Source organism: Candidatus Borrelia undatumii, assembly GCF_020882015.2.
Taxonomy (GTDB): domain Bacteria; phylum Spirochaetota; class Spirochaetia; order Borreliales; family Borreliaceae; genus Borrelia.
In genome coordinates, this window is sequence record NZ_CP086555.2 from 131077 (window position 1) to 148735 (window position 17659).

The 17659-nt window shown below is 35.8% G+C and carries 13 protein-coding genes; 3 read left to right on the top strand and 10 right to left on the bottom strand.

The annotated features are described in order from the left end of the window. Nucleotides 1-8: 8 nt before the first annotated feature. Genes LKV13_RS00675 through LKV13_RS00685 form a run of 3 tightly spaced genes read right to left on the bottom strand, consistent with a single transcriptional unit; the run spans nucleotide 9 to nucleotide 5408 of the window. Complete coding sequence (locus LKV13_RS00675) at nucleotides 9-3236, bottom strand: efflux RND transporter permease subunit (protein ID WP_229088648.1); 3228 nt, start codon at nucleotides 3234-3236, stop codon at nucleotides 9-11. An 18-nt stretch (nucleotides 3237-3254) separates the two neighbouring features. Further along, complete coding sequence (locus LKV13_RS00680) at nucleotides 3255-4214, bottom strand: efflux RND transporter periplasmic adaptor subunit (RefSeq protein ID WP_229088649.1); 960 nt, start codon at nucleotides 4212-4214, stop codon at nucleotides 3255-3257. Between the two features lie 12 nt (nucleotides 4215-4226). Further along, nucleotides 4227-5408, bottom strand: coding sequence for a TolC family protein (locus LKV13_RS00685; protein ID WP_229089655.1), 1182 nt, complete (start codon nucleotides 5406-5408; stop codon nucleotides 4227-4229). A 182-nt stretch (nucleotides 5409-5590) separates the two neighbouring features. On the opposite strand from LKV13_RS00685, the gene yidD reads away from it, so the two are divergent. Next, nucleotides 5591-5884 (top strand): membrane protein insertion efficiency factor YidD, encoded by a 294-nt coding sequence (yidD, locus tag LKV13_RS00690; protein ID WP_229088651.1) that lies wholly within the window; start codon nucleotides 5591-5593, stop codon nucleotides 5882-5884. On the opposite strand, the gene LKV13_RS00695 is transcribed toward yidD, so the two are convergent. The 5 genes from LKV13_RS00695 to fliD form a co-directional block, all read right to left on the bottom strand. Further along, a complete protein-coding gene (locus LKV13_RS00695; RefSeq protein ID WP_229089656.1) occupies nucleotides 5873-6754 on the bottom strand; it encodes a glycine betaine ABC transporter substrate-binding protein in 882 nt (293 codons plus the stop codon). The two genes, yidD and LKV13_RS00695, sit on opposite strands and share 12 nt — an antisense overlap. A 43-nt stretch (nucleotides 6755-6797) precedes the next feature. Beyond that, entirely contained in the window at nucleotides 6798-7697 is a 900-nt protein-coding gene (locus LKV13_RS00700) for an ABC transporter permease (RefSeq protein WP_229088652.1), read from the bottom strand. Between the two features lie 6 nt (nucleotides 7698-7703). Further along, the gene (locus LKV13_RS00705) at nucleotides 7704-8816 is read right to left on the bottom strand and encodes an ATP-binding cassette domain-containing protein (RefSeq protein ID WP_229088653.1); all 1113 of its coding nucleotides are present in this window, start codon (nucleotides 8814-8816) and stop codon (nucleotides 7704-7706) included. A 131-nt stretch (nucleotides 8817-8947) separates the two neighbouring features. Further along, on the bottom strand, nucleotides 8948-9946 hold the full coding sequence (locus LKV13_RS00710; RefSeq protein WP_229088655.1) for a flagellin N-terminal helical domain-containing protein: 999 nt from the start codon (nucleotides 9944-9946) through the stop codon (nucleotides 8948-8950). A gap of 106 nt (nucleotides 9947-10052) precedes the next feature. Further along, entirely contained in the window at nucleotides 10053-12053 is a 2001-nt protein-coding gene (gene fliD, locus LKV13_RS00715) for a flagellar filament capping protein FliD (protein ID WP_229088657.1), read from the bottom strand. Between the two features lie 161 nt (nucleotides 12054-12214). Here fliD and nagA point away from each other — a divergent pair, with 161 nt between their 5' ends. Together nagA and nagB are read left to right on the top strand one after the other, a co-directional pair. Then, entirely contained in the window at nucleotides 12215-13420 is a 1206-nt protein-coding gene (gene nagA / locus LKV13_RS00720; RefSeq protein ID WP_229088663.1) for an N-acetylglucosamine-6-phosphate deacetylase, read from the top strand. 32 nt (nucleotides 13421-13452) lie between these two features. Then, on the top strand, nucleotides 13453-14256 hold the full coding sequence (gene nagB, locus LKV13_RS00725; protein ID WP_229088667.1) for a glucosamine-6-phosphate deaminase: 804 nt from the start codon (nucleotides 13453-13455) through the stop codon (nucleotides 14254-14256). 75 nt (nucleotides 14257-14331) lie between these two features. Here nagB and LKV13_RS00730 read toward each other — a convergent pair whose 3' ends face one another. Beyond that, nucleotides 14332-14943 (bottom strand): superoxide dismutase, encoded by a 612-nt coding sequence (locus LKV13_RS00730; protein ID WP_306701177.1) that lies wholly within the window; start codon nucleotides 14941-14943, stop codon nucleotides 14332-14334. Nucleotides 14944-14956: 13 nt separating this feature from the next. Then, a complete protein-coding gene (gene secA, locus LKV13_RS00735) occupies nucleotides 14957-17653 on the bottom strand; it encodes a preprotein translocase subunit SecA (protein WP_229088670.1) in 2697 nt (898 codons plus the stop codon). Nucleotides 17654-17659: the final 6 nt, after the last annotated feature.

Sequence of the window (17659 nt, forward strand, 5' to 3'; positions counted from 1 at the left end):
AATCCCCACTAATCATCATCCTCTTCAATAAAGAAATCATTAAGACTATCTCTGGCCCTATTATTCTTGTCACAATCAACGCTCTCTAACTTTTTATGTGAGTCACTTTTATTGATTAATTTTAATGATTTTGAAAAGCTGAAATTTTTTACAGAGATTTTAGAAAAAATTTCAAAAATCATAGGAATAAAAAGTAATGTAAGAAATGTACTAGCAGTCATTCCGCCTATAAAAGTAATAGCAATCGGCTTTACAAGCGCGCCTCCACTAGTGTTTGAAAATGCAAGAGGGATAAGTCCCATGATTGATGTTAGAGCAGACATTAAAACAGGCCTAAACCTAGAACGCCCCCCTTCAAGCACTGCCTCTCTGAGCACAAAGCCCCTCTTGACTAATAAATTAATGTAGTCTATTAGCACAATACCCGTATTAACAACAACTCCGACAAGCATAAGCATACCAATACCTGTAAAAACAGAGACAGTCTCCCTGGTTATAAGATGAATGAGTGCAATACCCACTACAGTTAATGGGATTGTAAAGAAAATAATAAATGGCTTTAAAAGAGATTCAAATTGAGATGCCATTATTCCAAATACAAGCAAAACAGCCATAAAAACTACAGTCCTAAATTGCTCCATGCTCTTAATAAATACATCATACTCTCCCTTAAAATCAACCAATATACCGTCTCTTTGTGGAAATTTATTGGTTATAAAATCAGTTACCTTTGATGTGATCGAAGCCAAATTCTCACCCGGAGGAATTCCTGCCTTAAGACGCACCACCGAAGACTGATCTTCTCTGAAAAGAACCCCAACTCCCTTTGTTTTCTTCAGTCTAGCTACTGAAGAGAGAGGTATTTTAACTCCCAATGTATTTTTAATAAAAATCTTATTTAGATCCTTTAAATTGGTAATGTCGCTTCTGTCAAGCCTAAGTAAAATATCATAGTTTAAACCATCCTCAGTGTATTTCCCTGCAGAAATTCCATCAATATTAGCCTTAATCTCTCTTGAAAGAGCGCTCATACTAATTCCATAAGAATAAACTTTGTCTCTATCTATATCTATATCTATTTGATTTTCTTCTTCCTTCACATTAAGCCCAAGATTTACAAGATTAGGAAATTCCCTCTTTAAAGCATTAACCAATAAACTTCCGTAATCTTTTGCAGCCTCGAAATTAGAAGCGATAATCTTAATGTCGATAGGAGATCCGCCAAAGAACCCTCCTTCCGAAGAAGCTTTAGTGTTTAAATAAGGATAAAGCTGTGCAACACGCCCATAAACCCTATATTTAAGAATTTCCGGATCCATCACCTTTTCATCTACATCCCCTCCTGGAGGCAATTCAACTTGAAAACCCACCTCGCTTGAATATACCTGGGTAATGATACTCTTGTAATCCTTAATCTCGTCCTTTATAATTTCCAATAACCTACCTGCATAAAATTTTGAACTTTCCAAATTTATCTTATCCGGAAACTGAAAAGTAAATCTAATCGAAGAGGATCTAACACTAGGGCCAGAAGAAACGTTTAAAAACAAAAACGAAAACAAACTTAAAAGAAAACTAAAAATAATGATAAATGAAAAACTTACTTTGTGAGACAAGACATACTTTAGCAACTTAACGTAGAAAACTTCTCCAAAATAATAAATTCCATAAAAAAAATCATCAACTCTTTTAATAAATTTATTTTTAATGGGTTTCTGAAAAGTAGTGTAAAGGCCAACATAATGAACAGCAAGAACGGGAACTAAAAAAATTGCAACAAATAAAGAGGCTAGCAAAGCTATAACAATAGTAAAAGCAAAATCTCTAACCACATCAGCGATAACCCCCAATTCAGATCTAAAAACAAGAACGGGTGCAAAAACACAAATCGATGTTAAAGTCGAAGACACAATAGGAAGCATCATTTCTTGAGCTCCCAAAATTGCGGATGGAATGAGCTTTGTCCCCTTCTGCCTATATTTATATATATTATCTATTACAGAAATAGAACAATCGACAAGCATACCAACGCCCAACGCAAGACCTGAAAGACTCAACAAATTCAGCGAAACATTTACAAAATACATTAAACAAAAGGTAATAACCACAGCCAACGGTATCGAAATTCCGATAATAATCGTCGCCCTAAAGCTTCTTAAAAAGAAAAAAATAATACACACTGCAAGAATTGCCCCATAATAAGCTGAATCAGCCACAGAAGAAATGGATTCTTTGATAAATTCAGAAGTATCTGAAACAAGATCTAAAGATATATCCCTTGGAAGTGCAAGCCTGATCTTGTCAATTTCTTCATTAACCGCATTTGAAACTGTAATAGGACTTGCATCACCATGTTTTTGTAACTCCAGAACAATAGAGGGCTTGCCATTATAATAACCGTAATAGTCCAATTCTTTAAAAGTACTCTTGACTTTTGCAATATCTTTAAGTTTTATCTGAATAGGGGGAGGGCTTCCTAAAGAATAGTTGTCTGGATTTCTATAAGAAACAACTACATTTTCCAAATCCCTAATTGAAGCAAATTTTGCAGGTACTTGAGTTAAATACTCCAACCCATTGTCTATTACATTGCCAGCCGACAATTCAAAATTTTGAGAAGAAATTGATGCTGCTATCTCTGACAAAGTAATCCCATACGACTCTAGCTTATTTTGCGAAATTTCGATTAAAATGCTCCTATCGCTACCTCCTAAAACCTCTACAAGGCCAACCCCATTAAGACCTTCTAACCTAGGCTTGACAATGCTAACCGCATATCTTCTGAGCTCTGAAACAGACCTATCCGAGTAAATAACAAACGTCATCACTGGTATATCACCTGAACGAAATCTCATAATTTTAGGCGTGCTGGTCTCTTTAGGCAAAAGATCCTTCAAAGAATCAATTACATCTCTTATCTCATTTAAAGCTAGATCCAAATTGGACCCATGATGAAATTTAACAACAACACTACTTGCTCCTTTAAAAGATGAGCTGTCTATTTTTTCCACATTTTTCACCGAAGCAAGACTACTCTCAAAAACACTAGAAACTCTCTCCTCAACTTCTTTTGGAGAAGCACCTGGATAGGCTGTATAAATAGTAATCACACTGTTTTCAATTGCAGGCAACAAATCTATCTTTAACCTTGTAAAGGCATAAACACTTACCATGGCTATCAGCAAAAACAATACCAACATCGTTATTGGCTTATCAACAACCTTCTTTACTAGCATACACTGCTCCAATAAAAACTAAATATTGTCTTCACTCGAAAGCCCATTTTTAATTTCTGCTATATTTACATAAGCTCCATCGGAAAGAGCTGACATGCCTTCAACCACAATTAAATCATCTTCATTAATCCCATCGCTAACAGATACAATATTGTCTACCTCAAAACCTATTAGTGGAAATAACATCTGAGCTGTTTTAGTATCTTTATCTATCCTAAATACGAAACGTTTGCCTTCTCGTTCTAGAAAAGCACTGCTTGGAATCTTTATTACATCTTTTAATTGGCTAGTAACAATTTTCACCTTTGCAAACATTCCAACAACCATTTTTTTTGCGCTATTTCCCACAGGCTCAAGGTATACTTCTGCCGCTCGGCTCTTAATATCAAGCACAGGGGACACTTCTGAAATTCTTGCTCCAAATTTTTCGCCAGGATAAGATTCAATCTCAACAACTGCAATATTACCAGGCTTAATATCTAGGATATACCTCTCAGAAACATAAGTCCTAATTTGAGTTGTATCTATTCTACCTACTAAAGCAATGCTCGTTTGAGGCCCAACTGTTTCTCCGATTTTACGATTAACAGTTAAAACATACCCAGAAATTGGAGCCTTTACTGGACTCTTTAGGTAAATAGCACCTGGCTTTGATGGATCAAGTGTTGCAATTACTTGTCCCTTCCGCACATAAGTTCCAAGTCTTGCATTAAGAGTTATTATTTTACCTGTAGCATCTGGAAAAACATCTGCTTTAACCTTGGTATCTACATCACCATTTAAAGCAATATAATTACTTAAAACCCCTTTTTTAACTTTCATGACAATAACTGGAAATTTGTGAGGTTCATAACCGCCCCCCTCCACACCTCCTTGAGTCTCTTTACCAGAGTTCCTATCGCATGAAAAAAGAAACAACAAGCCTAAACAAAATAAATAATACCTGATATTAAATATCATATTAAGAATCAAACTCATAAAATATCCCTATCAATCCAATGCATTTATTAAGTCTTTATACTCAAGGATTGCATTAGCATAATTTAATTTATCTTTTATAAACTGCAAATCACTCTTTTTGTAAGAAACCTCAATATCATTTAATCTTAAAAGATCTATTCCGCCCGAATTAAAAGCGTCAAGCGCCATTTGATAATTCTTTCTAGACAATTCTAAATTTATCTTTGAAGCATCTAAAATAGATTTGTATCTTCTCACATCTTTACGCTTGTGTACAACATTAGATTTAAACTTACGAATTTCATCTGAAACCTGATTTTTCAAAATCTCTAACTGATAATCCTTATCCCATATATTTGTAAAATTCCCTGAGAATGGCATCATCCTCGTTAAATTGTAATTTAGCCCCAAAGAGGCGGAAAATCCATTCTTTGAAAAACCACTTGAATTACCGCTAAGGGGAATAGAGGCAGAATAAGATACCCCAAAAGAAAAATTTGGCAAGAAAGTGTCTAACCAAATAGAATCAATAGATTTTTGAATTTTACTAGAAGTATTATTTAATGCCCTAATATCTGGCAGTTCATTTACATCTATGACTTCACTGAGTAACGAAAAATCCAGTATTCCATCTGATAATTCCCCTACGGTCTCAAAATCTTGTAAAACATCCAATCCTATTAGCAACTTAAATGTTTCTTTTAATTTCTCAAGATTAATTATCTGCTCATCTAAAGCAGGCTGAGACTGATCATATTTAAGCCTAGCATCAAGGTAATCCAACTCAGACAAAAGTCCATTATTGTACGCAATACTAGCTTGATCAAACTTGATCTTACTATTCTTAAGCTGACTTTCTAAAACTTCTAAAGTGACTTTAAAAGCTATCAACTCATTATAAAGTTTAAGAACACCCAATCTAATGCTTTTAATAGCCTTTTCCTTATCTATTTTAGCCCTTTCATAGTCAAGAACGGTAAGTTGAAGCTTTTTAAAAACAGAAAGACTTAATGCAAGATCAGCGGAAGCTCCTAGCCCCACCACCCAATAATCTTTCTCCTCTGCATTGGGAATAGGAGAACCTGCTCTTGAAAATCCTGCATTAACACCTAAATTTGGTATGAAAACATTCCAAGAATTATCTTTATATAGCTTCTTTATCTTCTCTGCATACCCAGCATTCCTAGCTTCTAAATTATTCTCTAAAGCCATACGAACGGCTTCCTCAGGAGATATTTGAACAGTTTCTGCGTAAGACGAACCAACTAAAACAAAAATCAATATCAATTTTTTAATGTTACCCCCCTAAAGCGCAAAGGCATAAACAGTCTACACCAGTAACACACCCGTCGTTTTATACCATGACTAAATCATAGCATAGTATAATTTCAAACATGAAGATATTAAAAAAATTACTTTTAACACCAAATCTGGCAGTTATATTACTAATATTGATATACCAAAAAACTTTTTCCAAAATTGTTGGATTTTATTGCATATATGAGATCAGCTGTTCAAACTATGCAATAGAATGTCTTAGAAAATACAATATTGCAACAGCCCTGACTTTAATTGTACTAAGAATACTGAGATGCAATTCACTATTCAAAGGGGGATCCGAATTGATGCCGACCGAAAACCCAATATTAAACTCATTAAAGGAATTTAGAAAAAGATTAATCAAATAAGTTTTTGTACTTGTCTGGCACCCAACTTTTGACAAGTTCCTTGTTATTATCAACAAATTCAACGGCATTCCTATATTCCCGTCCGGATTCTTTATAGTTTTTACCTATTAAGGGCAACACTAGGCCATCATCCCAATAAAAATTATCAAATAGATAATATGCATCCGGATCATTCTCTTTAAGTCCAAGTCTTACAAGAGTATGGACACTCTCAACCCCACCCATTGACATCAAGGGATCATCCAAAAATTTAACGTCATATTTGGCAAATGCCCAATGGGGTTTCCACAAAGGAACTACAATCCATTCATTCTTCTTAATCGCAACCTCTAGACTTGCAAGCATAACACTCTCACTTGAAGGAATAAGTTCATATTCTTTATCTAACTCATAACGCTTAAGCGCTTCCTCTACAGAAAGTTGAGTACCTGACCCAGCATCTATTCCTATTATCTTACTTCCAAAATCAACCCCCCTGCCCTTAAGCTCAGTAATGCTAGAGATTGTAACATAACTTGGCACCACAAACCCTTGCAATGCTCCCTCATAGTTAGCGCCCAAATCAACAAACTTATCTTTAAGCTTTTCATAGTAAAATTTGTCAGTTGTTGGAACCCAAGCAGATACCATCCCATCTACCTGACCTGTCGCCAAATACTGATACATCACGGATGTTGTAACAGGGAATATCTCAACCTCGTAACCCATTTTTTGAAAAACCACCTTAACAACATTAGTAGCGGCTGTTTCACCTATCCAATTAACATACGCAATCTTGACTACTTTTCTAGAAACAGAGCCATCATCCTTATCACAAGAAAATAAGGTAAAAGCAAGAACTAGCAAAACAAAGACAGACAAATTCCTCATCAATAGAACCTCCAACTATCCAAAAAGATGTATATCACCTGTATCATTTATTATATATTTCCAAAAACCTCTTAAATTTATTTTCTTTCTTGATTCCGTAATTGTCAGTATTTAAATAGCTAAATTTAATAAAAATAGTTTGCATAATTCTATCCAAAATAATTGCTATTACAACAACAGCTAACCCCGATATTAGGCCTTCTCCAAAATTCAACCTTTCAACAGAATATATTACAGTCCTACCAAGTCCAGATGATCCAACCATCGCTGCAATAACTATCATAGATATTGCCATCATTATTGACTGATTAATTCCCTCTATTATACTCTGAAGAGCCAATGGCAACTGAATTTGAAAAAGAATACGAAAGTTGCTACTCCCAAAAGATTTTGCGGCCTCAACCACCTCCCCCGGTACTTGAACAATCCCTAGCCTTGTATACCTAATAACCGGAGGCATTGCAAAAATTATTGTAGCAAAAATAGCCGAAGAGGTGCCCATGCCAAAAAAAGGTATAGCGGGTATTAAATAAATAAAAGGGGGCATTGCTTGCATTAGATCAAGCATAGGCCTTAAGAACACATACAATTTAGAATAATACCCACTCAAAATACCTACCGGAATTCCCAAAATCAACGAAAATAATACAGATACAAAAATAATTGATATAGTATCCATTGAAACTTCCCAAAGATCAAAGTACAAAATAAAACAAAACCCTAGCATAATCAATAAAGCCAATCTTTTCTTTAAAAAGAAAACACTGAAAACGCAAATTATAACAATAAAAAAAATGGGATTAATAAAAAGAAATAACTTTTTTAAATTCTCGTAGAATAAAAGAACAACCCTTGAGAAGCCCACGCCACTAGAATCTGCAAAATTGTCAACCAAGAAGTTAAAAAACTTGTCTATACTAGATACTACAAAATCTCTACCCATAACTCCCTACCTTGACAATAAAGTAGTAATTTCTCCCAAATCAACATATCCAATAACATCACCCCGATCATCTGTTATTATTAAAAAACTTAATTTATTTAAATATTGGACAACCCTCTTTATCTCATCCTCCAACCCTAACTTCAAAGAAACAAGACTGCTATGCTTCATTTTACTGGTTATATTGTACAAACTAAACCCATCACCCTCTCTTTTAATGATAACATTAAATTCAGCAGAACTCGTATCAAGAGTAAAATCAACCTTAATAATATCTTTAATCTTTAAAATGTTTAAGACGGGAAGATTCTTAATGAAATTAGCTATAAAGTCTGTACTAGGATTTGCCAATATTTCCAATGGCCTCCCCACCTGAATAATTTCTCCATCTTTCATAAAAGCTATCCTGTTGCCCAACTTAAAAGCCTCAATTAAATCATGCGTAATAAACACAACCGTCTTCTTTAATTTAGCCACCAATCTTAAAAGCTCATCTTGCATCTCTCCTCGTATTAAAGGATCAAGAGCTGAGAAAGCCTCGTCCATTAAAAGTATATCCGGATCAACCACCAAAGCTCGCGCTATTCCTACTCTTTGCTTCATTCCGCCTGAAAGTTCACTTATATACTTATACTGAACATCTTCAAGTCCTACAAGCCTTAGCACATCAAGAGCTTTCTGCACCCTAATCTTTTTGTGAACGCCCTTAACTTCAAGTCCATAAGTCACATTTCTTAAAACATTCATATGTGGAAAAAGTCCAAAATTTTGAAATACCATAGCAAACTTATCTTTCCTTAAAGCAGAAAGATCCCTTTGATTAATATCATTCATCTCGATATTATCTACCAAAATAGACCCAGAATCTATTTTATATATACCGTTTAGACATCTAACAAAAGTAGACTTACCGCAACCTGACATTCCCATAATAACCAAAATTTCATTTTCATAAACATCAAGACTAATATTAGCATTTGCAATAAAGACGGAATATTCTTTATAAATTTCCGCCTTATCTTTTCCCGACTCATAACTGCTTATCGCTTTAGCTATTCGCTTTTTATTATTACTATAAGAAAATGTTTTATAAAGATTTCTGACTCTAACGCTAGCCACAAAGCGCACCCCTAATTAAAACATCGAAAGCAAAACACACTAACACCAATTATACTAAAACACCAATACTTTTCTTGATGCAAGCAAAAATAAAGGGTCTTTAAAAGACCCTTTCTAATCAAAAATTAAACCTACCTAAGAAGTGACAACACATACTGCGGAACTTGATTTGCTTGTGCAATCATCGCCATAGCAGACTGTGTCAAAATACTGTTAGTTGTAGATGAAACAATTTCATCTGTCATAGTAGCATCTTTAATCTGAGCATAAGACGCCTTCAAATTTTCAATAGAATATTCTGTACTGCTCTTAATAGACTCAAGTCTATTTTGAAAAGCTCCAAGATTTGCCCTCTGATCACTTATCATCCTAATAGCATTTTCAATCTTTGCAAGTGACATATTAGCATCAACAGTAGTTGTAACATTAATCGGAGAATTAACGCCCCCCTGAGTTGGAGCAGCCGCCACAGCAGGTGCCTGCGCCCCCTCCTCCTGGTTTGCTGCCTGAGCAGGTGCCTGTGCCCCCTCACCAGCAAAAAGATTAGGAACATTAGCCGCATAAATATTAACAGCAATGGCCTCATCCTGATTTGCACCCACATGCACTCTCAATGTCCATGAAGCCTGCGCACCAGCCAGAGATGCCGGTGTATTAATTTTAGCGGGTTGCATACCAAGCTCCTCCGCTGTTCTTACGTTTTGAGCAGCAGATTTATTTGACAACATATGCATCTGGTTATACTGAGACTGATCAGCAATTCTATTAATCTCATCTGTAAGTTGTTCAATTTCAATTTGAATGGATCCCCTGTCTGCATCTGAATATGTGCCATTACCAGACTGAACCGCAAGCTCCTTCATCCTCACCAATACCTTCTCTACTTCATTTAAATTTCCTTCTGTTGTTTGAACAAAATTTATAGCCTTTGAAGTATTCCTAGAAGCCTGAGACAATCCTCTAATCTGAGCATTAATTTTCCCAGCAACACCCATACCAGCAGCATCGTCAGACGCACGATTAATTCTATACCCACTAGAAAGTTTCTCCTGAGTCTTACTAAGATTAGCAGCATTAATACCATTGTTTCTTGAAGCATTAATAGCTGAAGTATTATGATTTATTATCATATATTGTTCCTCCGTGATTTATCACATACTTTTGGCAAATCCCTTCGCCTTTTAAGAAGGATATCACAAAAATAAGAAAAAGATAAATGCAATGCCAATAAATTCATCACCTGCTTTGTCTTTGTAAGTTAAAAGATTTAAGAACTTCTTCCTGTTCCTTCGTTTTCTTCACGGTAAAATCCAGAGTATTAAGTTCCCCCTCCACCTTTCTCTCGCGTTCTTCATATTTCTTCCTATAATCTTCAACCACGCTCTTCTGGTTGGGAATCTTAAGATCATAACTCCTTACTTTATTGTAAATAAACCCCCCAGAACTAACCAAAGGAAATAGATAATCCCCAAGTATCTTAGCAAGTCCATCGTCATAAATTCGGTCTTCATTAAGATCAAACGCAAAAAGCTCCCTTACTGAACTAATATTGTCTCTTATTATCTCATTAAATTTTTTCTCATCAAGTTGTAAATAACGGGATAATCCACCGGAAGACGAGATAGAGTTAGTAAACACTCCTATTTGACTTATTATAGAAAAATTAGGATCATTGGTTCTGTAGCTATTAAACATGATTGATTCCAGTTTTGCTTTAAGATTCTTTAGAGCAAATTCTGTCCTAAGAATTCCCAAGTTTTTGTAGGCCTCCTCTTTCCCTTCTTCACTCAAATAAGTCAATTCCTCTAATACATCCGATTTCCTACCTTCTGTACTATCTTCATTGGAACTTACAATATTAATTTCAGCAAGGACTTCGTTATAGGCCACAAGGAAATCCAATAAAAGTTTTCTAATCCCCTCATAATCCGGCTCAACCTGAGCAATAATAACTTCTTCTGATGCTTTTTTCAAATTTAGCGTAACGTTAGGAACGAGATCATTAATGACATTTGAATCTCGTTCAATATCTATCCCATCAAATCTTACCTTCGCATTCTCTGCAAAGCTTTTAGCATTTATTGGCAAATAACCATCCCTATTTCTTGGATCAAAAACCTCAATACCACGAATAGTGAACACCTTGTTATTAAGCCTATTCTCAATGTTTATTTCCTTTAAATCCAAAAGTGATCCAACTTCAACTTCAACCTTCTCAAATTCACTTGAAACATTTACTGGAGGCAATTCTAAAGATCCCGAATTACCGTGTATTTTAATCATATTCATTTGAATATATTTTTTTTCCCTTAAAGGTGGCTTATGATCAGGTCCAAGATTAATTATACTGTCCTCACCCTCAACCCTAGCATCTTCAAAAGTAGCCTCGCCGGGACTAAAAACAATTTCATTTAAAACGCCCTCATCTTCTGTGTCATGGTACTTAATCTCAAACTTAATTTTACTTCCACCGCTAATCTCAATATTTTCTGGAATGCTTATTGCAATCTCAGAAAGAGGTTCCAATATAACACTGCTCTTATCAAGGGAAATATTATTGCTACTGTTCTGTTGCGTATTAACAATTTCTGCAGGATCTGGAGTAAAGTTCGTTTCAAGTTCACTTAAAATACCTATTCGCCTAGCAAGCCTTAAAGCTTCATCCTTCATAATAAGCTTATTAGATTCACCTTCTTTTAAAGACTGCAGAATTAGTCTACTATTCCCAGCATTATCACTTTTGACAACTTTTGCCGTTAAAAACCCCTTACCATAACTATTAATGTCTCTTACAAGAGATACAACATCACCATTATTCTTAAACTTAATCTCTTTATTACCAACTAAAAATGTATAATCCCCTATAGGAACTTCAATTTCTTTCTGTTTAAAATTCGCGGACAAAAACACATCTGAACTAGCTGTTTGATTAACACTAATTTTATAAGTTTCATTTTTAGCCCCATAGCTAGCTGTCATAGAAAGCACATCACCGTTACTAGACTTCCCTGACATGTGATTGAAAGGGCTATTAAGAGATGTAATTTGCTTTGCAAGAGAATTTAGAGTAGAAACTTTTCTATTAATCACCTGCCAAGCACTTCTTTCCTGCTCTAGATGTTCAAGCTTTTTTAAGGATGTATCTATTTTAGCTTTATCGCCCTTAAGCATTGACTCGCGAATCTCTTTGGTATTATACTTACTGTCCACGCCTGGAACGAAAAATCCGGAAGACATCAAGATACCTCCTGTGGAAAAGTTTAACACAGAAGGCTTGAAAACATTAATAACGAAATTTATCTAGAAAACCAGCAAAGTTAGTGGTACATGCATCGGGGAATAAACGCTTTAAAAACACACCTGCTTATAGTAAAATTTAGGTTAATGGGAGAGTAAATATGGCAAATTTCTGCTTATTCAACTCAAAATCTGTGCTGACAGGAAATGACAAGATAGAAAATTCTGCTGTCCTTATCAAAGACGGCAGAATTTTTGATATCGTAACGGCCGACAGACTTGAAAAAATTAACCTAAAAGAATATGAAATGATCGACATTAAGGGCAACTATATAACACCGGGGCTTTATGATAACCACATACACGGCTTTTGCGGTTACGGAACTGATCAATGCTCAACAGATTCGATAATTCAAATGTCACATCATTTGGCGGAATATGGGGTGGTGGGCTTCCTGCCTACTCTTTATCCTCGTCCAATTGATGAAATGGTTGCAACGATTAAGGCATGCACGAACGCAATGGGTAAAGAGAAGGGCGCAAAAATTTTAGGACTTCATCTTGAGGGACCTTTTTTCTCTCCTGAAAAAAAGGGTGTCCATCCCGTCTCTTATCTCCAAGAACCAAGCATCGAAATCATGAAAAAATTCATAGACGCAGCAGGAGGAACTTTCACAGATTCTTTTGGAAGGAAAAAAACAAATATTGCTACAATGACGGTTGCCCCCGAGCTTAAGGGAATGAGGGAGCTTGCAATGTTTTGCATGGAGAATAACATAACACTTCAGGCGGGGCACACTAATGCAAAATATGAAAACATGATTGAAGGTTTTCAAGTAGGCATACTTCATACAACTCACTTCTTCAACGCAATGTCAAAACTTGATCACAGAAACCCAAATGCGATAGGAGCCGTTTTAATTCATGGGGATATATCTTGCGAAATCATTGCTGACGGATATCATATTCATCCAAAACTTGTTTTAATGCTTAGAAAGCTTAAAGATATAAGCAAATTGATTCTTGTAACCGACGGATTAACACCAACGCTACAATCGGTTGGAAAGTTAATCGCAAATGGAGATGAAGTTTATCTTAAAGATGATGGATTGTTCCACACGGTAAAGAATGACACAATTGCAGGGTCAGCCCTTACGATGGTACAGGGTGTTAAAAACTTAGTAGAATTCGGATATAGCTTAAGTGACGCTATCCAGGCAAGTTCATACAATCCAATAAGAATAATTAATCTTGAAAAAAAGGGGTTAATATGTCATGGCTATGATGCAAACATCAATGTTCTGGACAAGGATCTAAATCTAAAACTAACAATGATAGAATCGAGGATAATATTTAACAAACTTTGATTTTAATCATAAATACAAGGAGACGAAGAAAGATGAGACTAATCATTAGACCCGAATATAGAGACATTTCAAGATGGGCAGCCAACCACGTGGCCATGAGGATAAAAGAATTTTCGCCAACAAAAGAAAAGCCATTTGTCTTGGGCCTTCCAACGGGTAGTTCTCCTCTTGGGATGTATAAAAACCTAATTGAAATGAATAAACTTGGAAAAATTTCATTTGAAAACGTGGTTACATTTAATATGGACGAATATGTAGGATTAGATAAAAATCACCCCGAAAGTTACCACTCATTCATGTGGAGTAACTTTTTCTCCCATGTAGACATAAAAAATGAAAATGTACACATTCTAAATGGCAATGCTGCTGATCTTTATAAAGAGTGCAAAGATTATGAAAAGAAAATTAAATCTTACGGCGGTATTGTACTTTTCGTGGGAGGAATTGGACCTGATGGCCATATTGCCTTCAATGAACCAGGGTCATCTCTTCAATCAAGAACAAGAATTAAAACCTTAACTAGAGACACAATCATCGCAAATTCAAGATTTTTCGACAATGATACCAACAAAGTTCCTAAAAGTGCATTAACTGTAGGGGTAGGGACGATTATGGACTCAAAAGAAGTATTAATTATTGTAAATGGATACAACAAGGCCAGAGCACTAAAACATGCAATTGAAAGCGGAGTTAATCATATGTGGACAATTAGCGCTCTTCAATTACACGCAAAATCGATCATCATCTCGGACGAGTCTGCAACACACGAACTTAAAGTCGGCACGGTAAAATATTTCAACGACATAGAAAGAGACAATTTTAACAACGAAATATAACAAACAATCGGAAACACACAACCCAGGCTGAGATCTACACTTCCTGTCCAGCCTAGTTGAAAGTTTTTAAAAAAATTACTCTATTATCTCGTTGTACACTCTTGAGACTTCTTCCCAATTTAAAACCTTAAAAAATGCATCAAGGTAATCTGCTCTTCTATTTTGATATTTAAGATAATATGCATGCTCCCAAACATCAACACCCAAAATAGGTTTATAATCTTCCATCAAAGGGCTATCCTGATTCGCCCTCGTTACTATTTGCAACTCCTTTTTAGCATGAAGGACTAGCCATGCCCAACCACTTCCAAAAATCTTCATGGCCGAATCCTTTAAAAGCATCTTAAGCTTATCAAGGCTTCCAAAAGTAGCATTAACATGTTCTTCAAAATTTTCTAAAACATTATCCCTGTTTCCAGGCCTTAAAACTCTAAAATACATGCCATGGTTAGCATATCCACCGCCATTATTTCTTACCGCTGTTTGCAATTCCTGAGGGAAACGTTGAATATTTTTTAATATACTTTCAATATCCTTAAAGTAATTTATTTCTGCTGTCTCAAGGGCAGAATTTAAATTTACTGTGTACGCATTATGATGTTTGCTATGGTGAATTTCCACAGTCATAGCATCAATATACGGCTCCAAAGCATCATATGCGTAACCAAGTTCCGGCAACTTAAACACAAAGTCCTCCTTTCTAGCCTTTTCCATGACAATTTTTATATTTCTTACCACTTCCACAATGACAAGGCTCATTTCTCCCTATTTTGGGGCTTCTTCTAACTATTTGCACACTTTCAGAATTATCTCCTTCTCCAGAAACGAAATCTGAAAATTTCTTATGAGTGGCTCTTATCTTTTTAAGAGATTTTTTCTCATAATCATTAGAATCAACATCAACTTTCATTTGCAAAGTTCTTCTTATAGTCTCAACCTTAATATCTTTGACAAGCTCACTAAAAATCGCAAACCCCTCTTCCTTGTATTCAGTAATCGGGTTTTTATTTGCATAAGACCTAAGGTATACAGACTCCCTTAAAGAGTCAAGATTGGCAAGATGTTCTTGAAACTTAAGGTCAATATTTCTTAAATATTCATATCTTAAAAATTCATTTAAAAGCTCGGGCCCAATTAACTCTTCCTTTGCAACTAAATTAGCCCTTGCAACTTCCATTAATTTATTTTTCAAATCCAAAATATCCATACCCTCCACAGAGCCAATATCTCCCATCATGTGGGCAAAAACTGAATTTATTTCACTTAAAACAGACCCCGTGACCACGTCACCCTTAACCTCATCAAACAAAAAATCAAGATATTCCCTTAAAGAAAGAAGAAGACGCTCCTTAATATTATCGTCAGCAAGAATTGAATCCCTTTGTGCATAAATAAATTCCCTATGTTTTGTTATAACATCATCATACTCCAAGAGGTGTTTTCTAATTTCAAAATTCCTATCTTCAACTCTCTTTTGCGCATTAACTAGGGATCTTGTCAGCAAAGAATGCGCAATGGGTTCCCCTGTAGCCATACCAAGCTTCCCCATTAACGACCTCAAACTATCCCCTGCAAAAAGACGCATCAAATCGTCTTCAAGAGACACATAAAACCTTGACCGACCTGCATCTCCCTGTCTCCCCCCCCGACCCCTGAGTTGATTATCTATTCTTCTTGACTCATGCCGTTCACTACCAATAACATAAAGACCGCCAAGCTTCTTCACTTCTTCATAATCTTTAAGATACTGATCTCTTTCCTCACGAACAGCTCTTTGAAACTCTTCAAGACTTGCTCCCGTTCCAATCTTTTTACGCACTCGATGCTCAAGATTACCTCCAAGCTTAATGTCAGTCCCTCTACCAGCCATATTGGTAGCAATAGTAACAGAGTGCTTTGCCCCCGCTTCAGCAATAATTAAAGCCTCACGGAAATGATTTTTCGCATTAAGTACCTCATGTCTAATCCCTTTATTTTTAAACATGTTTGACAAAATCTCAGATTTCTCAATAGAAACCGTTCCAACAAGCACGGGCTGTCCCCTCTTGTAAGCCTCATAAACTTCCTCAGTAATAGCATTAAACTTGAACTCTTCAGTATAATAAATAACGTCATCTTCATCTATCCTTGCCACCATCCTATTAGTAGGAACAACCACAACATCAAGGTTATATATCCTATGAAATTCCTTAGCTTCCGTATCAGCCGTACCTGTCATACCAGAGATCTTCTTAAACATCCTAAAAAGATTCTGAAATGTAATTGTCGCCATAGTTTTATTTTCACTAGCAACCTTAACACCCTCTTTAGCTTCAATAGCCTGGTGCAAACCATCAGAATATCTTCGCCCCGCCAAAATACGACCCGTAAACTCATCAACAATCTCAACGCCAGAATCCCCAACAATGTATTCCCTATCTTTTAAAAAAAGCAAATGGGCTTTCAAGGCCTGGGTCATATAGTGGACGTAGTTAAAATTAGGGTCAACATACATAGATCCCTTAATTATGCCCCTTGAAACCAAAATCTTCTCAAGGTTATTTAACCCATTCACAGTAAAAGATATCCTCTTGCCTTTCTCATCAACAGTAAAATCACCATCAAGATCATCAATCTCTAACGGATAGTCTCCCGTTTTTGGATCCCTAGAACATTCTTTCAAAAGGGATACAAGAGAATTAACTTCAAGGTAAGCCCTAGTATCCCCCTCAGTAGATCCTGAAATAATTAAAGGCGTTCTGGCCTCATCAATCAAAATGGAGTCGATCTCGTCAATGATACAGTAATTAAAACTTCTTAAAGATTTTTGAGCCAAATCAAATCGCATATTATCTCTTAAATAATCAAACCCGAGTTCATTGTTTGTAACATAAGTAATATCTTTACCATATTCCACTTTTCTTCTGGCATGATCCATATCAGACAGTACAACACCAACGCTAACCCCCAAAAGATCAAAAACTGGTCTCATCCAATTCGAATCACGCTCAGCAAGATAATCATTAACAGTAACGATAATAACCCCATTGTCTGTTAAACTATTCAGATAAGCAGCCTGTACAGAAGACAAAGTCTTACCCTCTCCAGTTTTCATTTCTATTATCTTACCCTGATGAAGTGCAAGCCCTGCAATAATCTGAACGTCATAAGGCCTTTCTTTAAGACGCCTTCTAGCAGCTTCCCTGGAAAGAGCAAAAGCCCTCTCTAATATATCCTCTAAAGTCTTACCCTTCTTAAGTTCACTTTTAAACCTCCCCGTCTCTTTACTAAAGTCTTCATCTGCTAAAGAAAGTGCCCAAGGCTCAAGTCTATTAATATTCCTTAAAGCAGGAAGATAATTTTTCAAATCCCTTTTACTCTTTGAGCCAACAGCCGCCTCAAGTATTGCTCTTAACATATTAGG